Consider the following 11943-nt stretch of genomic DNA (forward strand, 5'->3'; position numbering starts at 1 on the left):
ACCAAAAGGTTCATACTTCGGTTAAGTTTAAACCTTACAAAGACAATACGAACTTCCCAGATACTATTAATGTAAAAAGTTTCTTGTGGGATATGGATATTAGCTTATATCTTAACTACGTACATAACTAAACTAAGTTTATAAATAACAAAAAAAGCCACCTAAAGGTGGCTTTTTTTGTTTATCTATTTGAAAATGGTTAATTTGCATTATATATCACTCAAGCTTAACTACTTTTTTTCTCAGGATGCTTCAGAAAAAATCTAAAATATTGCTACTTCTAATATGTATAACTTTTAATTTTTGCATGGCGCAAAAAGAAGCCAATATATGGATGTTTGGCAATTTTGCTGGATTAGATTTCAACACCTCTCCCCCAACGGCTACTACCAGTAGTAAAATGAAGGCCTTAGAAGGCTGTGCTTCAATAGCAGACAGTGATGGGAATTTATTGTTTTACTCTAATGGAAAAACAGTATGGAATAATAATCACTCTATTATGTTAAATGGGGAGTCATTAAATGGTCATTTAAGTACTACTCAGTCATGTATCATTGTAAAAAAGCCAAAGTCACAAGATATATACTACCTTTTTACTGTTGGATCTTTTGGAGAAGAAGCTGGATTAAGCTATTCAGAAGTTGATGCGAGCCTGAACAATGGACATGGAATTGTTAGAAACCCGAAAAACATCCAACTTGAGTCGTACACATGTGAAAAAGTTACAGCGATAAAACATCAGAACAATCGTGACTATTGGATAATAACACAAAAATATAATACCAATAGTTTTTATAGTTTTCTTCTTACTGAAAATGGTATAAATAAAACAAACTTCATTGAGTCAAAAATTGGCCCCATTGCTGATGAAAGCAAATATGCTGGCTATCTAAAATCATCATTAGATGGAAGTCGATTGATTTATGCGAACAACAATGAAATTGCCCTTTTTGAATTTAATAATCTGAACGGTGTTATTAGTAATTACATAAAAATTCCTTTCAATAATAATGTAGGGCCATATGGTATCGAGTTTTCGCCTGATGGTTCAAAGTTTTATGTATCTTCAAATATAAACGCATTTGGCTATTTGCATCAATTTGACCTAATTCTGAATTCAAAAGAGGAGATAATTAATAGTAAAAGTTTAATTGATAGCTTTAACAATTTTATAGGCGCCCTTCAACTGGGTCCTGATTTAAAAATATATCATAGCCGGCTTCAAGCTACCTATCTGGGTGTCATAAATAAACCAAATAATAGAATCGCTTATATTAACTATAAAGCCAATGGACTCTATTTAAAAGGGAATATTTCATTTTATGGACTTCCTAACTTTTGCAGTGATGCCATTAAGTATCTAAATTTTAGTGCATCTGGTTTTTGTTTAAATGACACAACATTCTTCTCATTAACATCTACCTATTTTGATTCGGTTTTATGGACCTTGGGAGATCAGGATACAACCAACAATCATTCAAAAACTAGAAATCCTCATCATGTTTATTCCATGCCAGGGAGCTACAAAGTGACATTAAAAATTTATTTAAATAACACTGTAAGCGAAATAACTAAAACTATTCATATTCATGAAAGACCAAAAGTTGATATTAGAGACACATTGATATGCTATCCGCACAAAATAACTTTAAACGCGCACTCAAAAAACTCTGAATATTTGTGGAATACAAATGATACAAGCAACTCAATAAGCATCAGCAAGTCAGGCGTATATTGGGTTCAGGTTTCTAACCACTGTGCAACAGTATGTGATACTGCTCATATTGAAATCATTGAATCAGCATCCTTTGAATTTGATTCAATCATATATTTATGTATAGGAGATAGTTTAAAGCTGAATGTAATTACAGATCATGCATCTTATTTATGGCAAGATTTATCTAGGAATTCTGAACTAAGTATAACAAAAGGAGGGATTTATTGGGTAAACGTATCAAATCCATGTGGGAGCTTGTCGGATACAGTGAGAGTAATTGAACAAAACTGCCACTGTTATTTGCAAATGCCAAATGCATTTACTCCCAACAATGATGAGATCAACGATGTTTTTACAGCAATTTCCAACTGTTCTTTCGCACGGTATAAACTTCTAATTTATAACAGATGGGGACAGCATATTTATACATCTAATGATGCTCGGCTTTCATGGAATGGAAAGTATCTAAATAAGTATTGCGAAATTGGTGTTTACTATTATCAACTAAAATATCAATTCCATGAAATGAAAGACGCTAAAACAATCATTGGTGAGATTCATTTGACCCGCTAATCTCTAAGTACGCGTTGTTTTAAAAGCAAAAAAGCTGTTCTATGAACGGCTTTTTGATATGAAAAGTCTATTATCACATCAGAAACTACAGTATGTGACAGTGACGAGAATACATAAATAACTTTCAAGGCTATTTCGAAGATTATCGGAATAGCCTTTTTTTGTGCATGAAAGATTGATCACACAGCAGTGTCCTGATTGATATATACTGTTGCCACAAATCAGAAGCTAGGGAAACCTGGCTTTTGTTTTTAGGGCCTTTAAATTAGGAACCATTCACAGGGGCATTTTATTGGCAGGCAAAAGTTCAATATTTTTACCGTCCGGGCTACTATATAGCCTATTTGTCATAAATAAAAAAAAGTTAACAATGTATAAAGAATTTAAAATAAAATCATAAATTATCCCCTTCTTTCATACCTAAAAATAAATGCCTATTGAGAACAATTTGACAAATAATTTTCGCAGAGAAAAGGAACTATTAATAAAATTATACTATGAAAAACTTAAAGTTTGCAATTTTATTTTTATTCTGTCAATTTTTCATGTTTTCAACAGAGGCTCAGTTACCTACAGTCAATGTAACTACCAACATTAATCCTTCCAATGGATATACATTTCTTGCTAATTTTTGGACGGGCACCGCAGGTAAATATTATCTTCTAATTCTTGACAAACAGGGAAGAACAATATATGCCAAATCATTTCCCTTCGGCATAAATGGCGGCTTTTTGGATTTTAAACCGCAACCCAATAACAAATATTCCTTTTTTAGCGGAAAACAGAGCCGATATTATATTATGGATAGCATGTTTAATATAATTAATACAGTAGTAGCAAAAAACGGATATACTACTAATAATCATGAGCTTGTTATCTCCAATGATAATCGTTATTATATAATAGCAGATGAAACCAGAACAATTGATATGTCATTGATAGTTTCTGGTGGTGACTCAAATGCCCAGGTTATTGGCAGCATCATCCAGGGGATAGATGCCAATGACAGTTTAATTTTTGAGTGGAAAGCTTTGGATCATATTTCTATAACAGACCATGTAGGTGATCTCACGGCTCCTATTATCGACTTTACACATACTAACGGCCTTTTTCTTGATACTGACACATCCATACTTATGTGCAACCCTGAATTAAATGAAATTACCAAAATTAGCCTTAATAGTGGAAATATAATATGGAGGTTGGGATTGCTGGCCCATAGCAATCAGTTTACATTTATAAACGACACTTTAGGTTTCAGATTTCAACATTTTGCACACCGATTAGCCAACGGAAATATAACTCTGTTTGATAATGGAATTTCTCACTATTCCCGTGCTATTGAATATGAAATTGATGAGGTAAATAAAACTGCAAAACTTGTATTTGAATACAGAAACACTCCGGATATTTATGCTTGGGCTATGGGAAGTGCAATCAGGATAGCTAATGGCAATACCTTCATTTGCTGGGGATCTGTTCCTAGGATGACCGAAGTAGATACCGGAGGGAATAAAGTCTTTGAAGCTACATTTTCGTCTGGTACTTACAGAGCACTGAAATACGATATTCCTAATCCAATCGCTCAATTAATATCAGGCCCTTCAGAAATTTGTAAAGGTCAGACAGCAACTTATTCTGCTTATACTGATACCAATTGTACATATTCATGGAGTGTTGTAAATGGTACCATTATTAGTGGGCAAGGAACGAATGTACTTACTGTAAAGTGGCCAAATAACGGGCAAGCTACTGTAAGGTTAACCAAAACAAACTCCCTTAATTACAAGGATTATTTTAGAATTTATGTTACTGTTTTACCAAATCCCACAGTAAATATGGGTGTTGTAGAAATTTGTGAAGGAGCCAGATTCATAGATTATACCTCCAATTCAGTAAGCTGCTTCTGGGATTTTGGAGATGGCGACACATCAATTTTATCTGATATTAACCATATCTATAGCTCACCTGGAACATATCAGGTAAAACTGAAAGTAATTAATAACTACGGCTGCACCGATTCAAGCATCCAAACCGTAGTAATCCCAGATGCACCAATAGCTGATTTCAATATTGATTCTATTGTTTGTGCTTCTGATATAATATCAATTATCAATAATTCAACTGATGAAGATGGTTACTTCTGGTATTTAGGAGATTCTATGATTTCTAATTCGAAAAATCTATATGCATTCTCATTCCCAGCAGCTGGTTCTTACGATATTAAACTAATCGTAACAGGCTCTGGTTGCATTGACTCTATTTCTAAAACAGTTATTGTCAATCCAAATCCAAAAGCCCACTTTAGTTTTAGTGAAATTTGTAATGGTGCAAGATTTATAGATTCTACCATCAATTCAACATACCGTTTATTGGATTTTGGTGATGGCGACACATCAGTATTATCTGACATCAACCATATTTATAGCTCACCTGGAACATATCAGGTAAAACTGAAAGTAATTAATAGCTATGGCTGTAGCGATTCTAGCATACAAACCCTAGTAATCCCAAATGCACCAATAGCTGATTTCAATATCGATTCTATTGTTTGTGTTAATAAGAAGATTACTATAATAAACAATTCAACCTTTGCAGACAGTTACTTCTGGGATTTGGGGGATGGCAACACATCTATATTAACAGACGTTGATCATATGTATAGTTCTCCCGGAACCTATCAAGTCAAACTGAAAGTATTTAATAACCAAGGATGTGCCGATTCAAGCATACAAACCGTAATAATCCACTATGCACCAGAAGCTGATTTTAGTATCGATTCCATTGTATGTGTTAATGAGAAGATTACAATATTAAACAATTCAAGCTTTGCAGACAGTTACTTCTGGGATTTAGGGAATTCTATGACTTCTAATCTTGAAAATCCATTAACATTCTTATACGCTGCAGCCGGCACTTATGATGTCAAATTATTTGCTTCAGGCTCAGGGTGTTCCGATACTCTTGTTAAAACAGTTATTGTCAATGCAAATCCACAAGCCCGAATTAGTGATAGTGAAATTTGTAATGGTGCAAGATTTATAGATTCAACCATCAATTCAGTATACCGTATATGGGATTTTGGTGATGGCGACACATCAATATTATCTGACATCAACCATACCTACAGCTCATCTGGAACGTATCAAGTAAAACTGAAAGCAATTAATAGCGATGGCTGTACCGATTCAAGCATGCTAACTGTAATAATTCCCGAGGCACCAAAAGCTGATTTCAGTATTGATATGAATCTATGTAGTTCTGAAATAAGCACGATAATCAATAATTCAACAGATGCAGATGCTTACTTCTGGTATTTAGAAGATTCTATGATTTCTAATTTGAAAAATCCATTGGCATTATCATTCCCAGCAGTTGGATCCTACGATATTAAATTAATCGTAACAGGCTCAGGCTGTATAGACTCTCTTACTAAAACAGTTATTGTCAATGCAAATCCACAAGCCCGATTTAGTTTTAGTGAAATTTGTAATGGTGCCCGATTTATAGATTCAACCATCAATTCAGTATACCGTATATGGGATTTTGGTGATGGCGACACATCAATATTATCTGACATCAACCATACCTACAGCTCATCTGGAACATATCAAGTAAAACTGAAAGCAATTAATAGCGATGGCTGTACCGATTCAAGCATGCTAACTGTAATAATTCCCGAAGCACCAAAAGCTGATTTCAGTATTGATTTTATAGTTTGTGCTTCTGAGACAATATCAATTATCAACAATTCAACTGATGCCAGTAATTATTTTTGGGATTTGGGGGATTCACGTACGTCCAATTTGATGACTCCTGAAGCATTCTCCTATAATACAGTCGGCTCCTATCAAATTAAATTGGTGGCTTCTACCTCAGTTTGTTCAGACTCCCTTATTCAAACAGTATTTGTAATGCCAAATCCGGCAGTAAAGTTCGGATCAATCACAATAGCAGATTCTACTATACAATTTCATGATTCATCCACGATTTCAGCCGGCAGCATTGTTTCCTGGGATTGGAATTTTGGAGATGGCAAAACGTCAACTATCCAGCATCCAGTACATATATTTTCATCACCCGGCACCTATACTGTTAAGTTATGTGTCAGTTCAAATGATGGCTGTGAAGATTGTGATATTAAATCAATCACTGTAATGGCAACCGGAATTGATCTGTCAGTAATTGATAATTTAATAAATATCTTTCCCAATCCCAGTAAGGGTTATTTTACAATTAAATCATCAAAAAAACTTGATTTAATTGTGATTACCAATGCATTCGGACAGGAAGTTATGGTGGTTAAACCTAAAACTGACACTGCATTAATTGATCTGACTAATAAACCAAAAGGAGTCTATATAGTTAAATTAACACTTGAAAATCAAGATCAAATGATCAGAATTATTAAGAATTAACCGTATAAAAGACTATGCTTATACAGATGCTATTTGTATAATGTAAACTCAAAATCGACTATTTCAAAAGTTAAAAAATACTCCAGTATTCGTTTTCATGAAGATCAAGAATCACAAGTCTGAGTGTAAATTAAAAATAGGCCAATGTTTCCAGAGGCCTATTAACTAATATATAGAGTTTATTAATGCAAAAACCCCGATTTCTCGGGGTGATTGGCGGTCTGGACGCCCCGAGTTCTCGGGGGAACCCGCAACCTTAAGAGCCATTTGGGTTGAAACCATTTATCAACCGCTCATAAAATGCCCTATTTCGTTGAGCTTTTAAGAATCTTTCTCTGCGAATTGCATCTATTTTATCTTGAAATGTTTCGTAATAAACTACTTTCCATGGGATTCCGCTTTTTGTCGATTTGGTCATTCCAGCATTATGATTCATCAATCGCTGATCCATATTAGCTGTATAACCAATATAGAATCGACCATCCTTTAAACTTTGCAAGATGTAGGTATAAAACATGAAATGGTTTTTGAAAAGCAAAGATAAAAAAAAGGCCATTCCTGCTTATCAAGAATGACCTTCATATATATAGAGTTTATTAATGCAAAAACCCCGATTTCTCGGGGTGATTGGCGGTCTGGACGGGACTATTTATTTTGTTTCAATTCATTCCACACCTTTTCATAATACTTCACAACATGCTGTTTTTGAGCTAATAATAATGTTTTTTGCTTTTTTACAATTCATTTCATTTTAAATAAAACTGTGTGTATTTTTGTGTGCAAATAGAATATGATGATTAGAAAATGTACTGCTAAATTCTATATCAAAAAGAGAGATGGTATTGCTACAAACTGTCAGATTGTTTTGTCATTCTCTTTTGAAGGCAAAAGAATGTTGTATTATGTTGGGTATAGTGTTGATGAAAAAAATTGGAACAAGGATTCGCAAAGAGTAAAAGACGGCTTCACGGACAAAAATGGGGAAACATCAAAAAAAATAAACAAACACCTGAATAAGGTTGAGAATACTGTTGAGGCGATTTATAATGAATTTGCAGTATTAAAAAAGGCTATTCGTATTTCAAACTTGAGGGATGAATTAAGAATCCGGTTAGATGAAACAATACGAGAGGATTATAATTTGAATTTGCTTGACTATTTTGCCAAATTTATTGAGGCAAATAAGGATGAATGGAAAGCTGCTACAAAACAAAAAAAAGAAAGAGTTAGAGAAATAATTGGGGATTTTCACAATAAATACAAGATTCAACTTGATTTTGAAGCAATTGACGAGACTTATTTTAAAAAGTATATAAAATATGCTGCCACTGAGTTAAAGCATAAAAATTCAAATATTGCTAAATATCTCAGTGTTTACAAAGGATTTCTTAATTGGGCCTTTGAAAATGGATTTAATCGATTCGGAGAATATAAAAAGTTTAGTGTTGAAGCATACTTCAAAGGAGTATTAATACCAAGTGACTCAATTGCTTTGTCTAAGAAAGAAGTAATGATACTGTATAATTATGATTTCAAAAGCACTGTGATGCAACAGACACGTGACATATTCTGCTTTGGTTGCTTTACAGGTCTTAGGTTCTCTGATTTGCATGAATTAAAGAAAGTGAATATTAAAAATGAATATATTAAGCTAACTACAGTTAAAGGAAATAAAGAAATCACTGTTGATCTAAATAAATATACTAAGGCAATTCTTCAAAAATACAAAGATTTACCACTTGACAAATGCCTCCCTGTGCCGCACAATGCAATACTAAATAAGAATTTGAAAGATATGGGGCAAGAGGTCAAATTTGATGATATTGAAGAGGTTGTATACTTTAAAGGGAAAAAAAGATTTTCAAATACCTGTAGACGGTATGAATTGATTACAACGCATACTGCACGTAGAACCTTTATAACTACAGCACTAATAATGAATATTCCGGCACAAGTAATTATGAAATGGACTGGCCATTCGGATTACAAATCTTTTGAAGGATATATTAAAATTTCAGAAGAAGAGAGAAGAAATGCTATGAAGAAATTCAATGATTGGTAATAAAATGGAATCAAAGATTAAATAATCAAGTCTTTCTTGACAGGCAAAAAAATGAAGCTTATAAGCACCTGATTATCTGAGCCATACAAAGTTCTTAAAATACATTTGCAAACCATTTGCAAACATTTTTGGGGTATTAGCTCAGTTGGTTTAGAGCGCTACCTTGACAGGGTAGAAGTCACTGGTTCGAATCCAGTATATCCCACAAAGGATCAACGACCAAAGGGAGTTAATCCAGTATATTCCACATGAAGGTTTTCAATTTGTTTTGAAAGCCTTTTTTATTTAGTGATCTTCATATGGAATTAATAAAATGCAAATAAAATTGATAAATTACAAATTGTTTATATATTTGTTGCAACAACAGAACATTCGTCATCATGCAAGAAGGTAAAATTACAATTAAGTTCTTTCTCAACAAACGACTTCCTAGCAAGTCAATTGTAAGAGATGAGAGAGGACAAGTAATTGACGAAATTGTTAAATATCCTATATATATTCAGCTTACATTTTTAAGAAAGAGTACTCAATTCAAAAGCAGTATTAATACAGAGTATTCAGATTCTAATTATTCTGAAGACGATAATGCATTAATGATGTTGGAAAAAATGTATATCATTAAGGTTATCGAATATGAAAATATAACCAACAAAGCGTTCTCTTTAAAAGGATTTAAAAGCCGCTATGATATCTACAGTGAACAAATATTTAGTCTCCTGGAGCAAAAAGCCATTAAAACTTTTCTGGGTGCATTAAATAATTCAGAATCAAATTATACCAAATTATTTTTCCATGTAGATTTTGACAAAATTCCTTTTGATATAATTCTTAGTGCTGCACTAGAGCTCATCCCTGACTTTCAAGATTCCTTTGGAGAGAATAAAATTTATATTGACACTTTTGAATTATTTTATCAAGAGTTTACCAAGAAAGGGGATGTTTTACCTGTGCCTTATCCTCGATTAATAGACTGGTTAGAGGGGGAAGGGAATATTAATTTTGATACAATAAATAAAATATTTAAAAAGAATCCTGAATGTATAAACACGTTAAGTGAGATTATTATGTCAAGAGTCGAGTACATTTAAAAAATTTGCCTCCATTGTTTTGTTATTTGTTTTTATGTATAAACTAATTGAAATATAAATTTATGAATAATCAATCTTTTACATTCCTACCACAAGATGTGGTAGATGAACTGAGAGACCTTGCCAGGGACATCAAAGCAGTTCTTCCAAGAATTCAAAACGAAACCATCTCTCAAAAACTCGGAGAATGGATCCCTGAATCAGAAGCTCAAAAATTATTAGGCCGTAAAACTACCTGGTTCTACAAAATGAGGAAATCAGGTGAGTTGGATGGTAAGAAAAGAGGTAATAAATGGTGGTATCGGCTGAGTGATATTCAGAATTTTATTGAAAACTGAGAAAAAAAGGCATATGCAAAGTTTAGCAAGAGATTCCTATTTCAGGGAACGAATTGTAAATGGGTTAGGACCGTCTGAAGCCGACTATACAATATCACTTCAAAATGATACTGGTCAGAGTTTTATTCATAAAGTATTCGGCCATGATAATGATGGTAATATCACCATTACTCCATTTAATCTTGACAGGAAACTCATTAATTATGACCACCCCAAAGCCACCCCTGAAAAACCAAATGGTTTTAATAACAAGGAAATAGTATATGCAATAACTCGGCTATCAAAGTCTTTTATTGCTGCAAATGGGGATGAGATGCGCTATCTAATCCCAAAAGGACAGGGAACATTGCCATTCCTCACTCCTGCCCTTCTTGAAAAGTATCAAAAGGGAGAAAAGATTAAAACCCTTTTTCTTACTGAAGGTGTTTTCAAGCAATTTGCTGCCTCAAAGTATGGTTTAGATATTATAGGCCTTACTTCAATAACCCACTACAAAGACAAAAAAACAGGAAAAATTCATTCAGACATTATTCGGATCATTGAAAAGTGCAAGGTTCAAAACGTAGTCATGATTTATGATGGTGACTGCCTGGATATTTCAACAAAGGCTTTGCAAAAGAGAGAAGATATCTCCAGACGACCACAAAGCTTCATCAACTCAGCAATTGCTATGCGAGAACTTTTAAAAGATCTGGAAGTTCAATTCTACTTCTGCCATATCAAATCAAGAGAGCTTGATGGTCATCCTAAAGGCCTTGATGATTTATTGATCTTAAACAAAGGGCGCGAAGAAGAAATCCTGAACAGCCTTCAGAAATTCAGTGAACCTTCCAAGTCCTTTTACAAACTGGATATAACCAAAGGATATAAACCACTGATCAACTATTTTAACATCAATAATCTGGAAAGGTTTTATGAAGATCATATTGAAGTATTGAAAGATCATGAGTTTAATTTCAAAGGTAAATTATATCAATGGGATGAAGAAACCAACCAGCTTGAAAAACGGATTTATATTGATAATACCCCTATAGTCTTTCATCAAGGATTGCAATTCTGGTATTACGATAAAAATGACCAGGTGAAGTTCGATTATAGTTCCATGTATGAATTCTTAAAAGCAAATGGTTTTGGTAAATATATCACACTGGACAAAATGTTCACCTATATTAGAACAAAAGGCAAAATCGTTGAAGAAGTCCAACCATACGAGATCAGGGATTTTATTACTGACTTTTTGAAAGAATATGGAAATAGAGAAATTTTAAATATGATGTTTAGGGGTGGTAAACAATATGTTTCTAGAACTTCTCTCGAAAACCTTGAAGTCTTAAATCCATACTTTCCAAAAAGCAATAAATATTATCAGCTCTTATTCTTTGAAAATTGTGCCTGGGAAATTTCTGTTAATGGAGTTAAAATGATTAAATACCAGAACTTTCAAGGTTTTGTTTGGGCTGATCACATCATTTCGTTTAGTCCGGAATTATTACCTACTCCTTTCAATGTGTTAAACTTAGAAGATGATTGTGGTTATGATATCCAAGTCAATGAAGAATATGACTCTGATTTCCTGTCGTATATTCAGAATACATCAAATGTTTACTGGACAAAAGAAGAAAAGGGAAAAACGAGAGAAGAAAAGCTTGAAGAATACCAACACTTTTTGAGTAAAATAAATGCTTTTGGTTATTTATCACACTCATTTAACAATAGCAGTAAAACATGGGCTGTTTTAGGTATGGAT

Annotated in this window: 7 protein-coding genes and 1 tRNA gene; 7 read left to right on the forward strand and 1 reads right to left on the reverse strand. The window is 33.4% G+C overall.

Annotated elements, in window-relative coordinates:
* The first annotated feature begins 307 nt into the window (after positions 1–307).
* Together HOG71_16030 and HOG71_16035 are read left to right on the forward strand one after the other, a co-directional pair.
* Positions 308–2290 carry a T9SS type B sorting domain-containing protein gene (locus HOG71_16030; GenBank protein ID MBT5992358.1) on the forward strand — a complete coding sequence of 661 codons (1983 nt, stop codon included), beginning with the start codon at positions 308–310 and terminating at the stop codon, positions 2288–2290.
* A 497-nt stretch (positions 2291–2787) separates the two neighbouring features.
* Positions 2788–6708: a PKD domain-containing protein gene (locus HOG71_16035; protein ID MBT5992359.1), complete on the forward strand. Its 3921-nt coding sequence runs from the start codon at positions 2788–2790 to the stop codon at positions 6706–6708.
* 256 nt (positions 6709–6964) lie between these two features.
* Here HOG71_16035 and HOG71_16040 read toward each other — a convergent pair whose 3' ends face one another.
* Complete coding sequence (locus HOG71_16040) at positions 6965–7225, reverse strand: GIY-YIG nuclease family protein (protein MBT5992360.1); 261 nt, start codon at positions 7223–7225, stop codon at positions 6965–6967.
* 276 nt (positions 7226–7501) lie between these two features.
* On the opposite strand from HOG71_16040, the gene HOG71_16045 reads away from it, so the two are divergent.
* The 5 genes from HOG71_16045 to HOG71_16065 all read left to right on the forward strand — a co-directional run.
* Complete coding sequence (locus tag HOG71_16045; protein MBT5992361.1) at positions 7502–8770, forward strand: tyrosine-type recombinase/integrase; 1269 nt, start codon at positions 7502–7504, stop codon at positions 8768–8770.
* Between the two features lie 130 nt (positions 8771–8900).
* Positions 8901–8975: transfer RNA gene (locus HOG71_16050), tRNA-Val, on the forward strand.
* Between the two features lie 175 nt (positions 8976–9150).
* On the forward strand, positions 9151–9858 hold the full coding sequence (locus HOG71_16055) for a hypothetical protein (GenBank protein ID MBT5992362.1): 708 nt from the start codon (positions 9151–9153) through the stop codon (positions 9856–9858).
* 62 nt (positions 9859–9920) lie between these two features.
* Entirely contained in the window at positions 9921–10196 is a 276-nt protein-coding gene (locus tag HOG71_16060; GenBank protein ID MBT5992363.1) for a helix-turn-helix domain-containing protein, read from the forward strand.
* A 13-nt stretch (positions 10197–10209) separates the two neighbouring features.
* Positions 10210–11943 (forward strand): hypothetical protein (locus tag HOG71_16065; protein MBT5992364.1); only part of this gene is annotated, 1734 nt, incomplete at its 3' end.

Source organism: Bacteroidota bacterium, from assembly GCA_018698135.1.
Classification (GTDB): domain Bacteria; phylum Bacteroidota; class Bacteroidia; order CAILMK01; family JAAYUY01; genus JABINZ01.